Origin of the sequence: Streptomyces sp. NBC_01314 (genome assembly GCF_041435215.1) — a bacterium.
GTDB lineage: Bacteria > Actinomycetota > Actinomycetes > Streptomycetales > Streptomycetaceae > Streptomyces.
In genome coordinates this window covers 7,519,171-7,539,476 of record NZ_CP108394.1, presented here as the reverse complement: position 1 = coordinate 7,539,476, position 20,306 = coordinate 7,519,171, and the positions used below count along the sequence as shown (strand labels likewise).

Below are 20,306 nucleotides of genomic sequence, written 5' to 3'. Positions count from 1 at the left end.
CCATGCCCACCGGACTTCGCCGAATCGGGGAAGAGCGCGGGCCCCGGCCCGGTAAGGGGCGCGAGGCCGTAAGGGCCCTGGCCCGGTAAGGGGCGCGGGACCGTGACAGGTGCGGGACCGCCGGGCGGGCGCGACCAGCCACGCATCACCCGCACCCGGCGTACCAGCGGTCAGCGCCCGTTGAACGCGTCCTTCAGTCGCGAGAACAGGCCCTGCTGCCCGGGCTGGAACTGCCCCGTGGGCCGTTCCTCCCCGCGCAGCACGGCGAGCTGCCGCAGCAGCCCCTCCTGCTCAGGATCAAGCTTCGACGGCGTCTGGACCTCGACATGGACGATCAGATCGCCACGGCCGCCGCCCCGCAGATGCGTGACACCCCGCCCGTGCAGGGGGATCGACTGCCCGGACTGTGTCCCGGGCCGGATGTCGACCTCCTCCAGACCGTCCAGCGTCTCCAGCGGCACCTTCGTACCGAGAGACGCCGCCGTCATCGGGATCGTCACCGTGCAGTGCAGATCGTCGCCACGTCGCTGGAACGTCGAGTGCGGCAGCTCGTGGATCTCGACGTAGAGGTCACCGGCGGGACCGCCACCGGGCCCGACCTCGCCCTCACCGGCCAGCTGGATCCGGGTGCCGTTGTCGACACCGGCCGGGATCTTGACCGTGAGCGTCCGCCGCGACCGCACCCGCCCGTCGCCCGCGCACTCGGGGCACGGGTTCGGGACGATCGTGCCGAAGCCCTGACACTGCGGGCAGGGCCGTGAGGTCATGACCTGACCGAGGAAGGACCGCGTGACCTGCGAGACCTCACCGCGACCACGGCACATGTCACAGGTCTGCGCGGTCGTACCCGGAGCCGCGCCCTCGCCGCTGCAGGTCGTGCACACGACGGCCGTGTCGACCTGGATGTCCTTCGTCGTACCGAAGGCCGCCTCGTCGAGGTCGATCTCCAGCCGGATCATCGCGTCCTGCCCCCGGCGCGTACGCGACCGAGGACCCCGCTGGGACGCCGTACCGAAGAAGGCGTCCATGATGTCCGAGAAGTTCCCGAAGCCACCGGCGCCGAAGCCGCCCGCGCCGCCGCCTGCCTGGGACAGCGGGTCGCCGCCGAGGTCGTAGACCTGCTTCTTCTGCGGGTCCGAGAGCACCTCGTAAGCGGCGTTGATCTCCTTGAACCGCTCCTGGGTCTTCGGATCGGGGTTGACGTCCGGATGCAGCTCGCGCGCGAGCCTCCGGAACGCCTTCTTGATCTCGTCCTGGGAAGCGTCGCGGCGCACGCCGAGCACGGCGTAGTAGTCCGTGGCCACTCAGGACTCCGCCAGGATCTGTCCGACGTACCGTGCCACCGCTCGTACCGCTCCCATCGTTCCCGGATAGTCCATGCGCGTGGGTCCGACCACGCCCAGTTTCGCTACTGCCTCGCCGCCCGAACCGTAACCGACGGAGACGACGGACGTGGAGTTGAGTCCCTCATACGCGTTCTCATGACCGATGCGTACGGTCATGCCCGAATCTCCGGCCTCGCCAAGCAACTTGAGGAGGACGACCTGCTCCTCCAAGGCTTCCAGAACGGGCCGGATGGTGAGGGGGAAGTCATGTCCGAAGCGGGTGAGATTGGCGGTACCGCCGATCATCAGCCGCTCCTCGCTCTCCTCGACGAGTGCCTCCAGCAGGGTGGAGAGCACCGTGGTGACCGTGCCCCGGTCCTCGACGTCGAACGCCTCGGGCAGGTCCTCGACCAGCCTCGGCACGTCGGTGAACCGGCGGCCCGCGATCTTGCTGTTGAGCCGGGCGCGCAGATCCGCGAGTGACGTTTCTCCGAACGGCGCCGGGCAGTCCACCAGCCGCTGCTCCACCCGTCCCGTGTCCGTGATCAGCACGAGCATCAGCCGGGCGGGGGCCAGCGACAACAGCTCCACGTGCCGCACCGTCGACCGCGTGAGCGACGGATACTGCACTACGGCGACCTGCCGGGTGAGCTGCGCGAGCAGCCGTACGGTCCTGGCCACCACGTCGTCGAGATCGACGGCGCCGTCCAGGAAGTTCTGGATGGCGCGCCGCTCGGGCGGGGTCATCGGTTTGACGCCGGCCAGCTTGTCGACGAAGAGCCGGTACCCCTTGTCGGTGGGGATGCGGCCCGCGCTGGTGTGGGGCTGGGCGATGAAGCCCTCGTCCTCCAGCGCCGCCATGTCGTTGCGGACGGTCGCCGGGGAGACACCCAGGTTGTGCCGCTCCGTGAGCGCCTTGGAACCCACCGGCTCCTCGGTGCCCACGTAGTCCTGGACGATGGCGCGCAGCACCTGGAGTCTGCGTTCACTGAGCACCGCGCACACCTCCAGTCGCTCTCCTGTGACTCTCCCTTGGCACTCACCCCGGGCGAGTGCCAACACTCCCCGCCCAGTGTACGGCGGTGGGGTACGCCCCCGGCAAGGCCGGTCCAGCCATGGCATGCCGACGTGTACCGACCTGTCCGGCGATGTCGGGTCACTTCCTACCGACTGGTACGTACGATGTCGGCGCCACCCGGGCCGCCGGCCGCCGGCCCCTCGGTGGCCACGGCACCGTTCGACCCGCCCGCGGCCGACCCGAACCCCGCCCGTCTGCCTCCTCCGACACCCTCCCTCACCCGGCGCGCGGGGAGCTACAGCTAGCGTCGGCGCATGACGGTGACTTGGGAAGAGTGCGGATGGCAGGGATTGACGCCCCGGGTCGGACGGTGCCGCCTCCCCGGCTGGGACTGTACGGTCGGGCTGGTGGTCGGGGGCGGTTCGGCCCTCATGATCGACGCGGGTTCGAGCCTGCGGGAGGGCGCGCGGTTGCGCACCGAGGCGTGCCGCCTGCTCGGTGGCGCCCATGTGACACATCTCGCCCTCACCCACCCCCACTTCGACCATGCCTTCGGGGCGGCCGCGTTCGCCGGGGTGGAGGTCTTCGGCGCGGTGGGCGTCGACGGCGTCCTGACCCGTGACTGTGAAACCCTCCGCGCCGACGCCGTCCGCCACGGTCTCCCGCCGGGGGACGCCGCCGAGGCCGCCGACCTCCTCGTACACCCACGCCACCATGTCTCCGGCGAGTGGACGCTCGACCTGGGCGGTGACGTCCGGGTGCTCCTGGCGAACGTGGGCCCGGGGCACACGGGCCACGACCTGGCGGTCCTGGTCCCGGGCCGGCCGGCCACCGAGGGCTCGGCGGGGTCTCCGGGGGTCGTGTTCTGCGGGGACCTGGTCGAGGAGTCCGGCGAACCCCAGGCGGGCCCCGACGCGATCCCCTCCCGCTGGCCGGCCGCCCTGGACCGGCTCCTGGATCTGGGCGGCGAGGACGCGCTGTACGTGCCCGGCCACGGGGCGGTGGTGGACGCGGCGTTCGTACGGGCCCAACGGGACGCGCTGGCACGGCGCTTCGGCGTGTCGGGCTGAGCACCGGGACATCCGGGCGCGGCTTCTCCTATCGTCATCCGAATGCGCCAGTACTCACCCGACCTGACCCCTCCCTGGAAGAAGCCCAAGCCGGCTCCCGAGGTCCCGGCCGACCCCGGTCTGGTCGTCGAGGAGTCCGACACCGGCTTCTGCGGCGCGGTCGTCCGCTGCGAGGCGGGCACGGTGACGCTGGAGGACCGCTTCGGCAAACACCGCGTGTTCCCGCTGGAACCCCGGGGCTTCCTGCTGGAGGGCCGGGTGGTGACCCTGGTACGCCCCTCGTCGGCGGCCCCCGGCCGCCCCTCCCGCACGGCCTCCGGCTCGGTCGCCGTCCCCGGCGCCCGCGCCCGCGTGGCCCGCGCCGGCCGCATCTACGTCGAGGGCCGCCACGACGCCGAACTCGTCGAGCGGGTCTGGGGCGACGACCTCCGTATCGAGGGCGTGGTGGTGGAGTACCTGGAGGGCGTGGACGACCTCCCCGCGATCGTCGCCGAGTTCGCGCCGGGGCCTGATGCGAGATTGGGCGTGCTGGTCGACCACTTGGTCCCGGGCAGCAAGGAGTCCCGTATCGCCGAGGCGGTGACGAGCGAACACGCGCTGGTCGTGGGCCACCCGTACATCGACATCTGGGAGGCCGTGAAGCCGTCGTCAGTGGGCATCGAGGCGTGGCCGCGCGTGCCGCGGGGGCAGGACTGGAAGACGGGGGTGTGCCGGGCGCTGGGGTGGCCTTCGGAGAACACCGGGGCGGTGTGGCAGGCGATTCTGGCGCGGGTGGGCTCCTACAAGGACCTGGAGCCGGAGTTGCTGGGGAGGGTGGAGGAGCTGATCGACTTCGTCACGGATAGCGGTGGGGCCTGACGTTCTCGTATGCGGCGAACTCGCTGGTATCCAGCTCGATACCGATGGGCTCCAGCGGGGTGAGGTCGCCGAACTTGGTGATGCGTTGGCAGCGGTAGTCCGCGTCTTCGCCATGGCCCGTCGGTTCAGTAAGCAGTACACACTGGGCCATAACAGGGTCGATGATGAGGTAGGCAGGTACCTGTGCCGCCGCGTAGATCGACCGTTTGACGCCATAGTCGCGGGCCACGCTCGTCTTGGAAACGACCTCCAGAAGCATGGTGATGACCTCCGACGGCATCAGCCTCCCGTGACCCGGTCCAGAGCCACGCTCGATCACCACAAGGTCCGGCTGCGGTTCACTGGTCTCTTCGAGCATGGCAATGTCCTGGGTCTGCAGTCGCCGCCACTGCTGGCGGGGGATCTGGTCCACAACCGCCTCCAGGATGTCGTTGTGGGCCACGTCCGGCCCCGCCATCATCACAATTTCCCCCCGGAGGAGCTCGACCTTGAATCCTTCGGGAAACTCAAAGCTCTCGAAGAACTTCACGATGTCGGTGGTCATCGGTCGGTCGTCCACAGCGGTCATCTCCGCAGCCCTCCGGTTTCCGCCACCGTGCAATTACGGCGGCAGCCTACGGACCAGGTTAGGTACCGAACCCCCGTTCCGCACGGATTCACCCACCAGGGTGATCAGTCCACCAAGTCCCGCACCACCGCGTCCGCCAGCAACCGCCCCCGCAGCGTGAGCACCGCGCGTCCCTCCTCGTACGGCCCCGCCTCCAGCAGCCCGTCGGACAGGGCGCGTCCGGCCGCCGCCAGGCCTTCCTCCCGCAGCAAGGACAACGGGCAGCCCTCCCGGAGCCTCAGCTCCAGCAGGATCCGTTCGACGCGGCGGTCCTCGTCCGCCAGCAACTCACGCCCGGCCCCCGGTGACCTCCCCGCCGCCAACGCGCCCGCGTACGCGCCCGGATGCTTGACGTTCCACCAGCGCACGCCGCCGACGTGGCTGTGGGCCCCCGGCCCCGCGCCCCACCAGTCGGCGCCGCGCCAGTACAGCTCGTTGTGGAGGCAACGGCCGGCGGTGGAGGTGGCCCAGTTGGAGACCTCGTACCAGTCGAAGCCGGCGGCCGAGAGCATCTCCTCGGCGATCAGGTAGCGGTCGGCGTGGACGTCGTCGTCCGTCATCGGGACCTCGCCCCGCCGGATGCGCCGGGCAAGCTGCGTGCCCTCCTCGACGATCAGCGCGTACGCCGAGACGTGGTCCGGTCCGGCGCCGAGCGCGGCGTCCAGGGAGGCCCGCCAGTCGTCGTCGGACTCCCCCGGTGTGCCGTAGATCAGGTCGAGGTTGACGTGGTCGAAGCCCGCCGCACGGGCCTCCGCGACGCACGCCTCCGGGCGCCCCGGCGTGTGCGTACGGTCGAGGATCTTCAGGACGTGCTGCCGGGCGCTCTGCATACCGAAGGAGAGGCGGTTGAAGCCGCCCGCGCGGAGGGTCTCCAGATAGGCGGGGTCGACCGACTCCGGGTTCGCCTCCGTCGTCACCTCCGCGTCGTCCGCGAGCCCGAACTCCTCCCGGACCGCCCCCAGCATCCGTACGAGGTCGTCGGCGGCCAGCAGCGTGGGTGTGCCGCCGCCGACGAAGACCGTACGGACGGGACGCGGGTCGTCGCCGAGGACCTTGCGGGCGAGGCGGATCTCGTCGACGACCGTGTCCGCGTAGTTGTCGCGGGAGGCGAGGACACCGCCGGTGCCGCGCAGCTCGGTCGCGGTGTAGGTGTTGAAGTCGCAGTAGCCGCAGCGGGTAGCGCAGTACGGGACGTGCAGATAGAACCCGAGGGGCCGCTCGGCCGCGCCGGCCAGGGCGTGCGCGGGCAGCGCCCCGTCATCGGGGACGGGCTCGCCGTCGGGGAGTGCGGAAGGCATGCCTTCCATTGTCCAGCACCGGCCGACGGACGGATTCCGTCACTTTCCGTCACGCCGCTTCGGGCACATCGCTTCGGTCACATCGCTTCGGTCACGCTGCTTCCGGCATGACTCTTCCGGCATGCATGCCCCTTCCGGGACTCCGCTTCCATCGCTCCGCTTCCGTCACTCCGCCTGCAGCACCAGCAGCGCCAGATCGTCGTCAGGCGGGCCTTCCCCGAACTCGTGCACGAGTCGTCGGATCCGTTCGGCGATCAGCTGGGCGTCGAGCCCGGCGCAGTCGGAGAGCACGGCGGCGAGGCCGTCCCCGTCGTCGAACATGCGCGGGCCGCTGCGCCGCTCGGTGACCCCGTCGGTCACGCACAGCAGCGTGTCGCCGCAGCGCAGCTCGAACGTCTCGGAGACGTACTCGGTGTCCTCGATCACCCCCAGCAGCGTCTGCGGCTCGGCCACGGCCCGTACGTCGCCGTCCGGGCTCAGGAGCAGCGGCAGCGGGTGCCCGGCGGAGACGAGGGTGCAGCGGACCCCACCCTCGACGGGGACGAGTTCGCCGTAGAGGAGGGAGAGGAAGCGGGTCTGTGGGCCCTCGGGGTCGACGAGGCCGGGGTCGCCGGCCGTGACCAGGGCACGGGCGGCGGCGTCCGCCGCCTCGGTCGCGTCGTCCAGGAGGAGCTGGTTGAGGCGGTCGAGCACGTCCGCGACGCCGTACCCCTCGCGGGCGAGCAGCCGCAGCCAGGGCCGGGCGAGGCCGATGACCACCGCTGCCTCGGGGCCCTTGCCCTGCACGTCGCCGATCGCGAAGCACCAGCGGCCCCGGCCCGCCGGGAACAGGTCGTAGAAGTCGCCACTGGGTCCGCCCTTGTCGCACGGCTCGTACACGAGCGCGCTCTTCACTCCGGGGATCTCGGCGACCGCGCCCGGCAGCAGTCCGCGCTGCAGGACTCGGCTGATGGTGGCCTGGCGGGCGTACTGGCGGGCCGCGCCGATGGACAGCGCGATCCGTCGGCTGAGGTCCTCGACCAGCCCGGTGACCTCGTCCGGGAAGCGCAGGAGTCCGGCCCGGCCGATGACGAGCGTGCCGAGCGGCCGCCCTCCGGCGATCAGCCGGTAGGCGAGCGCGGCGCCGCCTTCGCCCTCCTTTGGCGGCCCACCATCGCCCTCCTTCGCCGGCCCGCCTTGGTCCTCCTCGGCCGGCCTGCCTTGGCCTTCGAGTGCCCCATTCCCGGTTCCGGTCTCAGGAGCGGGTCCGGTCTCTGAAGCGCGTCCGCTCACCGTTCCGGCCCCAGAATCCGTTCCGGGTTCCGAATCCGGTGCAATCCCCGCTCCGGTCCCGGAAGCCGTTCCGGTCCCCGCGCCGGTCCCCGAACCCCGTGCAGCCCCCGTTCCGGTCCCCGAACCCGATGCCGTCCCCTCGGTCCCCGATCCCGTTTCCGGCCACGGCACAGGCACCGCCCGCGACCGCACCGACTCCGGCAGCCTCGGTGGGTCCTTCTCCAGTGCTCGGCGCAGTTCCTCGATGCGGTTCTCGCTGCCGTGCCAGACGCGGGCGAGCCGTGGCGCCGGGCCGAGTGAACCGTCGCCGCCGCGCCAGCCCAGCCCCTCCTCCTCCAGCCACACCGCGCACCAGTCGGCCAGCCTCGGCACCAGCAGCTGTCCGGCGAGCGCGGCGACCAGATCCTCGTCCAGCTGCCCGGCGAGCAGATCGGAGGCCTCGGCGAGGAAGGAGAGCGCACCCCGGTTCAGCCACTCCCGGTCGTGCTCCACGCCATGCCGGGGCATGGGGGCGACCAGATCGACCGGGCCCGCGCCGTGTCCGGGGCGTGCCTCACCGGCGTAGCCGGAGTAACCGGCGTACCCCCGCGCGCCTTCGCACTCCCGCGCTCCGTCAGCACCGGCGTACGCCCGCGCATCCCAGCCCTCGACCCCCTCGCCCCCCTGGACACCTTGGACGCCTTGGACCCCCTGGACCTCCTCGGCCTCCTCACTGCCCGCAGCGCCCAAGCCGTCTCCGTCCCCGACGCCCCCCTCACCACCGACGTACGCACCGAACGCGCCCTCCACCGCCATCGCCCCGTCGACCGACAGCTGGGCCCAGACGGTCTTCGCACCGGTCCGGTAGGTGATGCCCCAGGCCTCGGAGAGCGCGGCGACCAGGCGCAGGCCGCGTCCGTACTCGGCGGCCCCGTAAGGACGTTCGACGAGGTAGGGGCGTTCGGCGCCCTCGTCCCGTACCGCCCTGGAGGGGTGGTGGTCCGCGACCTCGACGAGCAGCCAGCCGGCGGTGGCCGGGGCGTCGCGGCCGAGACGGCACAGCAGTTCGACGTCCGTGCCCGCGTGGACGACCGCGTTGGTGACCAACTCGCTGACCACCACGAGCGCGTCCTCGACGAGGCGGGCGGAGAGGGCGCGGGCGCCGGGCAGGTCGAGCTCGGCCCACTCCGCGAGCGCGGCGCCGACGAAGCGCCGGGCGGCTCCCGGCGCGAGCGGACCGCTGGGAAGCGACACATGCGCCACCGCGCGCCGGTCGCTGCCCGCGTACGCGGGCGCGGCGGGCAGGGACTCGGGCCCGACGCGCGCCGGCGCATCAGGAGCACAGGACACGAGGTCCCGTTGCGTCGGAATGGCCCCCACTGAGCGGCTCCCTGAGAAAGTTCGGACGAATAGGCCTCAGGCGGCACGGCCAGAGTGACAGACTGACCACGCCCATAAGCGCCGAGTTACCGAAGTGGGCCACCATGAGTGACAACAGTGCTACGCGGGTGCTCGAAAACGGCCAGAAAGACAGCCAAACGGACGGACCGATCCGGGCATCCGATCTCCGCGCGCTGATCGCGGCCATGACCGCCGCCCGCGACGGCAGCTTCACGAAGGTCCCGGAGGCGGGCCCCGCGCCGGTGGCGGAGCTGTGCGCCCTCTTCAACCAGATCATCGACCGCAGCACCCACTTCGGCACCGAAGTGCAGCGCGTGCGGCGGGAGTTGGTGCGGCACGGCCGCCTCGACGAGCGGCTCTCGGCCAGTCCGGGCCAGGGTGCCTGGGCGAACCGGGTCGACGACGTGAACCAGACGCTCGACGCCCTGGTCGCCCCCGCCGCGAACGCCACGCGCGTGCTGGACGCGGTGGCCGGCGGCGATCTGACCCAGCGCGTCGACCTGCATGACGGCAACCGTCAACTGCGGGGCGACCTGCGGCGGCTGGGGCGGGCCGTGAACAAGATGGTCGACCAGCTGTCGCTGTTCACCGGCGAGGTGACCCGGGTCGCCCGCGAGGTCGGCACGGAGGGGCGGCTCGGCGGCCGGGCCAAGGTCCGTGGCCTGTCCGGGAGTTGGCGGGACGTGACGGAGGCGGTCAACACGATGGCCTCCCGGCTGACCGCGCAGGTGCGGGACATCGCCCTGGTGACCACCTCGGTGGCGCGCGGCGACCTCACCCGCACGGTGACCGTCGAGGCGACCGGCGAGCTGCTGGAGCTGAAGCTCACCGTGAACACGATGGTCGACCAGCTCTCCGCCTTCGCCGACGAGGTGACGAGGGTCGCCCGCGAGGTCGGCACCGAGGGTCAGCTCGGCGGCCGGGCCCAGGTCCGGGGCGTCTCCGGGGTCTGGAAGGACCTCACCGACAACGTCAACTTCATGGCCTCGAACCTGACTTCACAGGTCCGCAACATCGCCCAGGTGACCACGGCCGTCGCCAACGGCGACCTGAGCCAGAAGATCACGGTCGACGCGCAGGGCGAGATCCTGGAGCTGAAGTCCACCATCAACACGATGGTCGACCAGCTCTCCGCCTTCGCCGACGAGGTCACCCGCGTCGCCCGCGAGGTCGGCACCGAGGGCAACCTCGGCGGCCGGGCCCAGGTCCGGGGCGTCTCCGGCGTCTGGAAGGACCTCACCGACAACGTCAACTTCATGGCGGACAACCTGACGTCCCAGGTCAGGAACATCGCCCTCGTCTCCACGGCCGTCGCTCAGGGCGATCTCGGCAAGAAGATCACGGTCGAGGCGAAGGGCGAGATCCTCGAACTCAAGTCGACGATCAACACGATGGTCGACCAGCTCTCCGCCTTCGCCGACGAGGTCACCCGCGTCGCCCGCGAGGTCGGCACCGAGGGCAACCTCGGCGGCCAGGCGCAGGTCCGGGGCGTCTCCGGCGTCTGGAAGGACCTCACCGACAACGTCAACTTCATGGCCCTGAACCTGACTTCGCAGGTCCGCAACATCGCACAGGTGACGACAGCCGTCGCCAACGGCGACCTCTCCAAGAAGATCACCGTCGACGCGCGCGGCGAGATCCTGGAACTGAAGGACACCGTCAACACGATGGTGGAGCAGTTGCGGGCCTTCGCCGACGAGGTGACGAGGGTCGCCCGCGAGGTCGGCACCGACGGCGCGCTCGGCGGGCGCGCCCAGGTGCTGGGTGTGTCGGGGGTCTGGCGCGACCTCACCGACAACGTCAACTACATGGCGGACAACCTGACGTCCCAGGTCAGGAACATCGCCCAGGTGACCACTGCCGTGGCGAACGGCGACCTCTCCAAGAAGATCGACGTGGACGCGCGCGGCGAGATCCTGGAGCTGAAGACCGCCATCAACACGATGGTCGACACCCTCTCCTCCTTCTCCTCCGAGGTCACCCGGGTCGCCCGCGAGGTCGGCTCCGAGGGCCGGCTCGGCGGCCAGGCGAGGGTCGAGGGCGTGTACGGCACCTGGAAGCGCCTGACGACGAACGTGAACGAACTCGCGTCGAACCTGACCACCCAGGTCCGCGCGATCGCCGAGGTCGCCTCCGCCGTGGCGCAGGGCGACATGTCCCGCTCGATCACGGTGGAGACGCAGGGTGAGGTCGCCGAGCTGAAGGACAACATCAACCTGATGGTGGCCAACCTCCGCGAGACCACCCGCGCGAAGGACTGGCTGGAGTCCAACCTCGCCCGCCTCGCCGCCCTGATGCAGGGCCACCGCGACCTGATGGAGGTCGCCGACCTGATCCTGCGCGAGCTGACGCCGCTGGTGAACGCCCAGTACGGCGCCTTCTACCTGGCCGACCCCGCCGAGGACGGCGCGGCCCCGCTCCCGGTGGCGCCGACCAAGGGTCTCGCCTTCATCGCGGGCTACGGCGCTGCGCAGGGCGCGACCGTCGAGACCGGCGGCCTGCCCGTGCACGGACTCGTCGCGCAGGCGGCCCGCGAGAAGAAGCGGATCCTGGTGGAGGAGGCCCCGCCGGGCTACATCAAGATCAACAGCGGCCTCGGTGAGGCCTCCCCGTCCAGCGTCGTCATCATCCCGATCCTCTTCGAGGACAAGCTCCTCGGCGTCATCGAGCTTGCCTCGTTCTCGCCCTTCTCCGATGTCCACCTGGCGTTCTTCGACCAGTTCGTGAACACCATCGGCGTCGCCATCAACACCATCATCGCCAACTCCCGTACGGAGTCGCTCCTCGGCGAGTCCCAGCGCCTCGCCATGCAGCTCCAGGAGCGCTCCGACGAACTGCAGAAGCAGCAGGCGAAGTTGCAGCGCTCCAACGCCGAACTGGAGGAGAAAGCCGCGCTGTTGGCCACCTCGTCCCAGTACAAGTCGGAGTTCCTGGCGAACATGTCCCATGAACTCCGCACCCCGCTGAACTCGCTCCTGATCCTGGCGCGGCTGCTCTCCGACAACCCGGACGGCCATCTCACGGACCAGGAGGTGCAGTTCGCGACCACGATCCACCGCTCCGGCTCGGACCTCCTCCAGCTGATCAACGACATCCTGGACCTCTCCAAGATCGAGGCGGGCCGGATGGACGTACGCCCGAAGCGCCTCCCGCTCATCAAGCTCCTGGACTACGTCCACGCCACGTTCCGCCCGCTCACCCTCGACCGGGGCCTGGCCTTCGAGGTCGCGGTCGGCGAGAACGTGCCGCGTGAGATGTACTCGGACGAGCAGCGCCTCCAGCAGATCCTGCGCAACCTCCTCTCCAACGCGATCAAGTTCACCGCGTCCGGCCGGGTCGAGCTGTCCGTCAACCGCGTCAAGGACCCCGACCACCGGTTCACCCGCGAGGACCACGACGAGGTGATCGCCTTCGCGGTCTCCGATACCGGGATCGGCATCGCGGCCGAGAAACTCCCGGTGATCTTCGAGGCGTTCCAGCAGGCCGACGGCACCACCAACCGCAAGTACGGCGGCACCGGCCTCGGCCTGTCCATCAGCCGCGAGATCGCCGGCCTGCTGGGCGGCCGCATCATCGCCGAGAGCGTCCCCGGCAGGGGCTCCACCTTCACGCTGTACGTCCCCGTCTTCAGCCCCGGCCACGGGGTGACGGGCCCCACCGCCGAGGAGCCCGGCGGCCTCGTACCCGAGCAGTCGGCCATCGAGCCGTACCCGGCCGCCCACGACAGCGACGACACCTGGCCGACGCCCACCAAGCTGGAGGCGTGGAAGGCCGGACGGGCCGGTCAGGTCCTGCCCGGCCGACGGGTGTTGATCGTCGACGACGACATCCGCAACGTCTTCGCGCTCACCCATGTCCTGGGCCGCGTCGGCATGACCGTCCTGTACGCGGAGAACGGCCGCGAGGGCATCGAGACCCTGGAGCGCAACCCGGACGTCGAACTCGTCCTGATGGACATCATGATGCCGGAGATGGACGGGTACGAGACGATCTCCGCCATCCGCCGCACCCCGCGCTGGGCCGGTCTGCCCATCGTCGCCCTCACCGCCAAGGCGATGCCCGGCGACCGCGAGAAGTCCATCGTCCGCGGCGCCAACGACTACGTACCGAAGCCCGTGGACGTCGACCAACTGCTCACGGTCGTCTGCGCGGTCCTGGACCCGGAGGGCACGAAGAGCCCGGCGGACGGGGCGGACCCGGCGGATTCGGCACCCGAGAAACGCTCCGACGAGAACGAGGCACCTTCACCATGACCACTCAGGACCGGACCGAGGGACGCGCGGGCATCCTCCTCGTCGACGACATGGAGGACAACCTGATCGCCCTGGAGGCCGTCCTGGCATCCCTCAACGAGCCGCTGGTACGCGCCCGTTCGGGCGAGGAGGCCATGAAGGCCCTCCTCCGGCAACGCTTCGCCGTCGTCCTCCTCGACATCCGCATGCCCGGCATGGACGGCTTCGAGACCGCCGCCAACATCAAGCGCCTCGACCAGACCAAGGACGTCCCGATCATCTTCCTCACCGGCACCGACGCGGACGCGGGCTACACCTTCCGCGGCTACGCCACAGGCGCGGCGGACTACCTGACCAAGCCCTTCGACCCCTGGGTGCTACGAGCGAAGGTGCGCGTCTTCCTGGACCTGCACCGCAAGACACAGCAGTTGGAGAGCGTGCTGGCGGGTCAACGGGAGCTCGCGGAACAGGTCGACTCGAAACTGGCCGCCCTGCAGAAACAACTGTCCGAATCCACTCCGGACCTGCCGGAGGTCCGAATACAGCTACAGGACCTCCGAGCCCTGGTGACAAAGGACCACGGCAGCTGCCCCTGAGGGGCGCGGGGCTGCATCGACACGCGGCTCCGACGCTTGCGCGCGACAAGCCACGACAAGCCACGACGATCCCGCAGCCGCCAAGCAGTCCCCGCCCCTCACAGAAGGCGCTACGCCTCCCGGGCACCCGCGTACATGTCATCGATGAGGTGCTGGTACTCCTTCTCCACCACCGGCCGCTTCAGCTTCAGGCTCGGCGTCAGCTCACCGTGCTCGACGTCGAGATCCCGCGGCAGCAACCGGAACTTCTTGATCGTCTGCCACTTCTGCAGGCCCTCGTTGAGCTGCCTGATGTACCCCTCGACCATCTCGACCGTCGCCGGCGCCGCGATGATCTCCTCGTACGACTTGCCCTCCAGCCCGTTCTCCGCGGCCCAGCCCCGGAGGGACAGCTCGTCGAGGGCGATGAGGGTGGTGCAGAAGTTGCGGTCGGCGCCGATCACCATGACGTTGGACGTGAACGGGCACAGCGACTTGAGCTGCCCCTCGATCTCGGTCGGCGCGATGTACTTGCCACCGGACGTCTTGAACAGGTCCTTCTTGCGGTCGGTGATCCGCAGGTACCCGTCGGGCGACAGCTCCCCGATGTCACCGGTGTGGAACCACCCGTCGGCCTCCAGGACCTCCGCGGTCTTCTCCGGCAGGTTGTGGTAGCCCTCCATGATGCCGGGGCCGCGCAGCAGGATCTCGCCGTCGTCCGCGATGCGCACCTCCGTGCCGGGCAGCGGCTTGCCCACCGTGCCCGTGCGGTAGGCCTCGCCCGGGTTGAGGAAGGAGGCGGCGGAGGACTCGGTGAGGCCGTAGCCCTCCAGGATGGGGATGCCCGCGCCGGCGAAGAAGAAGCCGATCTCGGGCGCCAGCGCGACCGAGCCGGAGACACAGGCGCGCAGCCGGCCACCGAACGCCTCGCGCAGCTTCTTGTAGACCAGCGCGTCGGCGACCTTGTGCTTGGCCTCCAGCCCGAACGGGACGGACGCGGTACCGGTGCGCCGGAAGTTGTCCTGGCTGACCTTGGCGTACTCGCGGGCGACCCCCGCCGCCCACTGGAAGATCTTGTACTTGGCCGGACCGCCCGCGCGCGCCTTGCCGACGACGCCGTTGTAGACCTTCTCGAAGATGCGCGGCACGGCGGCCATGTACGTCGGCTGCACGACCGGCAGATTCTCGATGATCTTGTCGACCCGGCCGTCGACGGCCGTGATGTGCCCGACCTCGATGTGTCCCGCGAGGAGCACCTTGCCCATGACGTGCGCGAGCGGCAGCCACAGGTACTGCACGTCCTCCGGTACGAGCAGACCGGTCGCGCCGATGGCCTTCGCCATGTACGCCCAGTTGTCGTGCGGCAGGCGGACACCCTTGGGGCGGCCCGTGGTACCCGAGGTGTAGATGAGGGTCGCGAGCTGGTCCTTGGTGATCGCGCCGACCTTCTCCTTGATCAGGTCGGGCTTCTTCTCCAGGTACGCGGCGCCACGCTTCTCCAGCTCGGCGAGGGAGAGCACCCAGTCCTCCGAGAGGTCCGCGCCCTCGGGGTCGATGACGATGACATGCGTCAGCTCGGGCAGCTCGGCCTTCTTCTCACGGGCCTTGGCGAGCTGCGCGGCGTCCTCGGCGATGAGGATCCGGCTGCCGGAGTCGGACAGGATGTACGCGGACTCCTCGGCGTTCGTCTGCGGGTAGACCGTGGTGTTGGCCGCGCCCGCGCACATGATGCCGAGGTCGCAGAGGATCCACTCGATCCTGGTGGCGGAGGACAGGGCGATGCGCTGCTCCGGCTGTACACCCAGTTCGACGAGTCCGGCCGCGATGGCGTTGACCCGTTCGGCCGCCTGCGTCCAGTTCAGCGACTTCCAGGCCGAGGGGCCCTGACCGGAGGCGGGCGGCACGGGGTAGCGGAATGCCTCGGCGTCCGGGGTGGCCGCCACGCGCTCCAGGAAGAGGGCCGCCATGGACGGCGGACGGTTCTCGATCAGGGTCTGTGTGTCGCTCACGACATCCTCCGGGGCACGCGACAGTGCGGCTGGCTCATGGACTGTGCGGCTGGCTCAAAGCGGCTGTTGTTTAACTCGCGAGTAACCAACGAGTGGTGATCAGAGTAGAGCGCGGGTGGCTGGTTCGTAAGGGGCGGCGGGCGGTCACTTTCCACCGGGAACGACCGTACGAGCACGCACCGGTATCTCCCGGAAGACCTGCGGGCCCGCCGCGCCGAAACGCGACGGGCCCGCATCATGCCCGAGTTTCCGGAGGTAACAGCGGCTGCCCCCAGGGTCGGCGACGATCGCCGCCGGTGGCTACTTCTTGCCCTTGCCGCCACCGGCGCTGTCGTCGCTGGACAGAACGGCGATGAAGGCCTCCTGCGGAACCTCCACGGAGCCCACCATCTTCATCCGCTTCTTGCCTTCCTTCTGCTTCTCCAGCAGCTTCCGCTTACGGGAGATGTCACCGCCGTAGCACTTGGCGAGGACGTCCTTGCGGATGGCGCGGATGGTCTCGCGGGCGATGACACGCGACCCGATGGCGGCCTGGATGGGCACCTCGAAGGCCTGCCGCGGGATCAGCTCGCGCAGCTTGGCGACGAGCCGCACCCCGTACGCGTACGCGGCGTCCTTGTGGGTGACCGCCGAGAAGGCGTCCACCTTGTCGCCGTGCAGCAGGATGTCGACCTTGACCAGGCTGGAGCTCTGCTCACCGGTGGGCTCGTAGTCCAGGGAGGCGTAGCCGCGCGTCTTCGACTTCAGCTGGTCGAAGAAGTCGAAGACGATCTCCGCGAGCGGGAGGGTGTAACGGATCTCGATCCGGTCCTCGGAGAGGTAGTCCATGCCGAGCAGGGTGCCGCGCCGGGTCTGGCACAGCTCCATGATCGACCCGATGAACTCGGAGGGCGCGAGGATCGTGGCGCGTACGACAGGCTCGTACACGGCGTCGATCTTCCCCTCGGGGAACTCGCTCGGGTTGGTGACCGTGTGCTCGGCGCCGTCCTCCATGACCACGCGGTAGACCACGTTGGGCGCGGTGGCGATCAGATCGAGCCCGAACTCGCGCTCCAGCCGCTCGCGGATCACGTCGAGGTGCAGCAGGCCCAGGAAGCCGACGCGGAAACCGAAGCCGAGGGCGGCGGAGGTCTCCGGCTCGTACACCAGCGCGGCGTCGTTGAGCTGAAGCTTGTCGAGGGCGTCACGCAGCTCGGGGTAGTCGGAGCCGTCCAGCGGATACAGACCCGAGAAGACCATCGGCTTCGGGTCCTTGTAACCGCCGAGCGCCTCGGTGGCCCCCTTGTGCAGGGTGGTGATCGTGTCACCGACCTTGGACTGGCGGACGTCCTTCACACCGGTGATCAGATAGCCGACCTCACCGACACCGAGGCCGTCGGCCGCCTTCATCTCGGGAGCCGAGACGCCGATCTCCAGCAGCTCGTGGGTCGCGCCGGTGGACATCATGCGGATCCGCTCGCGCTTGTTGAGCTGACCGTCGATGACACGCACATACGTCACGACACCGCGGTAGGAGTCGTACACCGAGTCGAAGATCATGGCGCGCGCGGGAGCGTCCTGGACACCGACCGGGGCGGGGACCTCGGCGACGACCCGGTCCAGCAGCGCCTCGACGCCCAGACCGGTCTTGGCGGAGACCCTGAGCACGTCGGCGGGGTCGCAGCCGATGAGGTTGGCGAGCTCCTCGCCGAACTTCTCCGGCTGGGCGGCCGGCAGGTCGATCTTGTTCAGTACGGGGATGATCTTGAGGTCGTTCTCCATCGCCAGGTAGAGGTTGGCGAGGGTCTGGGCCTCGATGCCCTGGGCCGCGTCGACGAGGAGGACGGTCCCCTCACAGGCCGCCAGCGACCGGGACACCTCGTACGTGAAGTCCACGTGCCCAGGGGTGTCGATCATGTTGAGGATGTGGGTTTTGCCCGGTTCCTCGGTCGGGGCCCAGGGCAGTCGGACCGCCTGGGACTTGATCGTGATGCCGCGCTCGCGCTCGATGTCCATGCGGTCGAGGTACTGAGCACGCATCTGCCGCTGATCGACCACTCCGGTCAGCTGGAGCATGCGATCGGCGAGCGTGGACTTGCCGTGGTCGATGTGCGCGATGATGCAGAAGTTGCGGATCAGAGCCGGGTCGGTTCGGCTCGGCTCGGGCACATGGCTTGGGATCGCGGGCACGCAGGGTCCTGATTCTTGAGGTGTCCGCAGCCGTCTGCGGTCTCGGGTCGGATCTAGCGGGTCTTGAAGGTAGGCACCATGGTCCCACGGGCGGAGAACTGCGACCGGTTTGGGCCGACCCGTGGGCTGCTGGTAGCGTGGGCGGCTGTGTCTCATGCCCTCTCAGCAGGAGGCACATCCAAGAAAATCAAACGGTGTCCGAGCCATGCGCGGCGTGTCCTGCATGACCTCCATGTCCTTGTACACCTGTAGCTGAAAAGGCTCATTCGTGGCGAACATCAAGTCCCAGATCAAGCGGAACAAGACCAACGAGAAGGCGCGCCTTCGCAACAAGGCCGTCAAGTCGTCGCTCAAGACCGCGATCCGCAAGGCCCGCGAGGCCGCTGCCGCGGGTGACACCGAGAAGGCCACCGAGTACCAGCGCGCTGCCGCGCGTCAGCTCGACAAGGCCGTCTCGAAGGGCGTCATCCACAAGAACCAGGCCGCCAACAAGAAGTCGGCGCTTGCTTCCAAGGTCTCTTCCCTCAAGGGCTGAGCTTCACCTTTGATCTGACAGCCGGCTGGACCCGAGCGGGCCCTCTCTCTCCGCTCCCACCCGGCACCCCGGACCCGTACGCGGCCTGCGTTCGCCACGCGGGTACAGGTCCACTCTCTTGAACCGAGGCCCCGTCCTCCGTCCCTTCCCCAGGGACGGAAGGGCGGGGCCTTCGGCGTCCGCCCTGTCCTGGGGGCAAGGAGAACCGCGGGGTTCTTGCGAGCGGGGTTCTTGGGAGGGGGTTCTTGGGAGGGGGGTTCTCCGGAGCGAGGTTCTTGGGAGCGGGGGCTTCTTCGCAGCGCGGGGAGCCGCAGCGCTTCTAGGGGCGCGGGGAACGGCGCGACAAGCCCCAACACTCCCGCACGTGCCCACGCACCACCGCCCCCTCCCCTCCCCCACCGGGACTCCTCCGGGGTCGAAGGGGCAGCGCCCCTGGGGATGGGACGGGTAGGGGCGGCGGGGGCGAAGAACTCAGCCCCGACGAGACCGAGCCGCCCGCGCGATCACCACAACCGCCTTCTCCAACGCGTACTCGGGATCATCCCCCCCGCCCTTCACTCCCGCATCCGCCTCAGCCACCGCCCGCAACGCGACGGCCACCCCGTCCGGCGTCCACCCCCGCATCTGCTGCCGCACCCGATCGATCTTCCACGGCGGCATCCCCAGCTCCCGCGCAAGATCTCCCGGCCGCCCACCCCGCGCCGACGACAGCTTCCCGATCGCCCGCACCCCCTGAGCCAACGCACTGGTGATCAACACCGGCGCCACCCCCGTCGCCAACGACCACCTCAGCGCCTCCAACGCCTCCGCCGCCCGCCCCTCGACGGCCCGATCGGCCACCTCGAAGCTCGACGCCTCGGCCCGCCCGGTGTAGTACCGCCCGACCACGGCCTCGTCGATCGTCCCCTCGGCATCCGCGGTCAGCTGCGACGCCGCCGCCGCCAGCTCCCGCAGATCACTCCCGATCGCGTCGACCAGCGCCTGACACGCCTCCGGCGTGGCGGCCCGCCCGAGCGTCCGGAACTCCCCCCGCACGAACGCCAGCCGATCCCCCGGCTTCGTCATCTTGGGGCACGCCACCTCCCGCGCCCCCACCTTGCGCGCCGCGTCCAGCAGCGCCTTCCCCTTGGCGCCGCCCGCGTGCAGCAGCACCAGGGTGATCTCCTCGGCGGGAGCCCCCAGATACGCCTTCACGTCCTTGACCGTGTCGGCCGACAGATCCTGCGCGTTGCGCACGACCACGACCTTCCGCTCCGCGAACAGCGACGGACTCGTCAGCTCGGCGAGCGTGCCGGGCTGCAACTGGTCCGAGGCCAGATCCCGCACGTCCGTGTCGGCATCGGAGGCCCGCGCCGCGGCCACCACCACCTGCACGGCACGGTCGAGCAGCAACTCCTCCTGCCCCACGGCGAGCGTCACGGGGGCGAGAGGATCATCATTCGCAGTCTTCTTGGCCATCCCGGACAGCATCCCACGACCCACTGACAACCCGTCCCGCGCTGCAGCCGTGCCCGCAAAGAGTCGCGGGGAACTGCGCGAGCACCCCTCGTCGCCCCTCATCACCTCTCAGCCGACGGACGAACCGGCGCCGCCGCCTCGTGGCCGACGCACGAACCGGCACCGCCCCGCAGTCACCCGGCGCTCACCAGCGGAGCGTCACGGCTCCTCCCGCCACCCCTCCCACTCCCCCGCGAACTCGTCCAACGCCACCGGATCGAGCCGCCCCCGCTCGTCCCGCAACACCAACAACCACTGCGCGTCCTCGGCGTCGTCCTCCCCGGCCAGCGCGTCCCTCACCAGCTGAGGCTCCTCGTCCAGCCCGAACCGCTCCCCCAGCGCCTCCGCCGCCTGCTCGGCAGCGTCACGGTCGGGCAGCACCAGCACATGTCTCACATCACTCACGCCCCCATTTTCCGCCACGCACACCCCACCGCCGTCCCACTTGATCCATCCCCCTC

14 protein-coding genes are annotated in these 20,306 nt (G+C 69.9%); 5 read left to right on the top strand and 9 right to left on the bottom strand.

Translation table 11 applies throughout. The annotated features are described in order from the left end of the window. Positions 1-170: 170 nt before the first annotated feature. Together dnaJ and hrcA are read right to left on the bottom strand one after the other, a co-directional pair. Complete coding sequence (gene dnaJ, locus OG622_RS33235; protein ID WP_328839275.1) at positions 171-1,304, bottom strand: molecular chaperone DnaJ; 1,134 nt, start codon at positions 1,302-1,304, stop codon at positions 171-173. Beyond that, positions 1,305-2,321 (bottom strand): heat-inducible transcriptional repressor HrcA, encoded by a 1,017-nt coding sequence (gene hrcA / locus OG622_RS33230; protein WP_371580313.1) that lies wholly within the window; start codon positions 2,319-2,321, stop codon positions 1,305-1,307. A 336-nt stretch (positions 2,322-2,657) separates the two neighbouring features. Between hrcA and OG622_RS33225 the strand changes: the two genes are divergently transcribed. Both OG622_RS33225 and OG622_RS33220 read left to right on the top strand, forming a co-directional pair. Beyond that, positions 2,658-3,413, top strand: coding sequence for an MBL fold metallo-hydrolase (locus OG622_RS33225; protein ID WP_371580312.1), 756 nt, complete (start codon positions 2,658-2,660; stop codon positions 3,411-3,413). A 42-nt stretch (positions 3,414-3,455) separates the two neighbouring features. Continuing rightward, positions 3,456-4,271, top strand: coding sequence for a DUF3097 domain-containing protein (locus OG622_RS33220; protein WP_371580311.1), 816 nt, complete (start codon positions 3,456-3,458; stop codon positions 4,269-4,271). Here the strand turns inward: OG622_RS33220 and OG622_RS33215 are convergent. The 3 genes from OG622_RS33215 to OG622_RS33205 form a co-directional block, all read right to left on the bottom strand. Beyond that, a complete protein-coding gene (locus OG622_RS33215; protein ID WP_371580310.1) occupies positions 4,249-4,839 on the bottom strand; it encodes a Uma2 family endonuclease in 591 nt (196 codons plus the stop codon). The two genes, OG622_RS33220 and OG622_RS33215, sit on opposite strands and share 23 nt — an antisense overlap. 104 nt (positions 4,840-4,943) lie before the next feature. Next, the gene (hemW, locus tag OG622_RS33210) at positions 4,944-6,176 is read right to left on the bottom strand and encodes a radical SAM family heme chaperone HemW (protein WP_371580309.1); all 1,233 of its coding nucleotides are present in this window, start codon (positions 6,174-6,176) and stop codon (positions 4,944-4,946) included. Positions 6,177-6,341: 165 nt separating this feature from the next. Beyond that, entirely contained in the window at positions 6,342-8,807 is a 2,466-nt protein-coding gene (locus OG622_RS33205) for a SpoIIE family protein phosphatase (RefSeq protein ID WP_371580308.1), read from the bottom strand. A gap of 104 nt (positions 8,808-8,911) precedes the next feature. On the opposite strand from OG622_RS33205, the gene OG622_RS33200 reads away from it, so the two are divergent. Together OG622_RS33200 and OG622_RS33195 are read left to right on the top strand one after the other, a co-directional pair. Beyond that, the gene (locus OG622_RS33200) at positions 8,912-13,081 is read left to right on the top strand and encodes a HAMP domain-containing protein (RefSeq protein ID WP_371580307.1); all 4,170 of its coding nucleotides are present in this window, start codon (positions 8,912-8,914) and stop codon (positions 13,079-13,081) included. Further along, on the top strand, positions 13,078-13,656 hold the full coding sequence (locus OG622_RS33195; protein ID WP_371580306.1) for a two-component system response regulator: 579 nt from the start codon (positions 13,078-13,080) through the stop codon (positions 13,654-13,656). Before OG622_RS33200 ends, OG622_RS33195 begins: the two co-directional genes overlap by 4 nt. A 110-nt stretch (positions 13,657-13,766) precedes the next feature. On the opposite strand, the gene OG622_RS33190 is transcribed toward OG622_RS33195, so the two are convergent. Then, positions 13,767-15,644, bottom strand: a complete 1,878-nt coding sequence (locus tag OG622_RS33190; RefSeq protein WP_371580305.1) for a long-chain fatty acid--CoA ligase — start codon at positions 15,642-15,644, stop codon at positions 13,767-13,769. A gap of 300 nt (positions 15,645-15,944) precedes the next feature. Further along, the gene (gene lepA, locus OG622_RS33185; RefSeq protein ID WP_371580304.1) at positions 15,945-17,813 is read right to left on the bottom strand and encodes a translation elongation factor 4; all 1,869 of its coding nucleotides are present in this window, start codon (positions 17,811-17,813) and stop codon (positions 15,945-15,947) included. Between the two features lie 268 nt (positions 17,814-18,081). Between lepA and rpsT the strand changes: the two genes are divergently transcribed. Further along, the gene (rpsT, locus tag OG622_RS33180) at positions 18,082-18,348 is read left to right on the top strand and encodes a 30S ribosomal protein S20 (protein WP_371580303.1); all 267 of its coding nucleotides are present in this window, start codon (positions 18,082-18,084) and stop codon (positions 18,346-18,348) included. A gap of 471 nt (positions 18,349-18,819) precedes the next feature. Here rpsT and holA read toward each other — a convergent pair whose 3' ends face one another. After that, the gene (gene holA, locus OG622_RS33175) at positions 18,820-19,806 is read right to left on the bottom strand and encodes a DNA polymerase III subunit delta (protein ID WP_371580302.1); all 987 of its coding nucleotides are present in this window, start codon (positions 19,804-19,806) and stop codon (positions 18,820-18,822) included. A gap of 198 nt (positions 19,807-20,004) precedes the next feature. After that, entirely contained in the window at positions 20,005-20,250 is a 246-nt protein-coding gene (locus OG622_RS33170; RefSeq protein WP_371580301.1) for a hypothetical protein, read from the bottom strand. Positions 20,251-20,306 lie beyond the last annotated feature (56 nt).

Bases quoted from the DNA above. Each gene is read 5' to 3' on its own strand.
- OG622_RS33215 (WP_371580310.1), bottom strand. From the start codon at position 4,839: ATGACCGCTGTGGACGACCGACCGATGACCACCGACATCGTGAAGTTC.
- OG622_RS33225 (WP_371580312.1), top strand. From the start codon at position 2,658: ATGACGGTGACTTGGGAAGAGTGCGGATGGCAGGGATTGACGCCCCGG.
- OG622_RS33200 (WP_371580307.1), top strand. From the start codon at position 8,912: ATGAGTGACAACAGTGCTACGCGGGTGCTCGAAAACGGCCAGAAAGAC.
- hemW (WP_371580309.1), bottom strand. From the start codon at position 6,176: ATGCCTTCCGCACTCCCCGACGGCGAGCCCGTCCCCGATGACGGGGCG.
- OG622_RS33195 (WP_371580306.1), top strand. From the start codon at position 13,078: ATGACCACTCAGGACCGGACCGAGGGACGCGCGGGCATCCTCCTCGTC.
- holA (WP_371580302.1), bottom strand. From the start codon at position 19,806: ATGGCCAAGAAGACTGCGAATGATGATCCTCTCGCCCCCGTGACGCTC.
- OG622_RS33220 (WP_371580311.1), top strand. From the start codon at position 3,456: ATGCGCCAGTACTCACCCGACCTGACCCCTCCCTGGAAGAAGCCCAAG.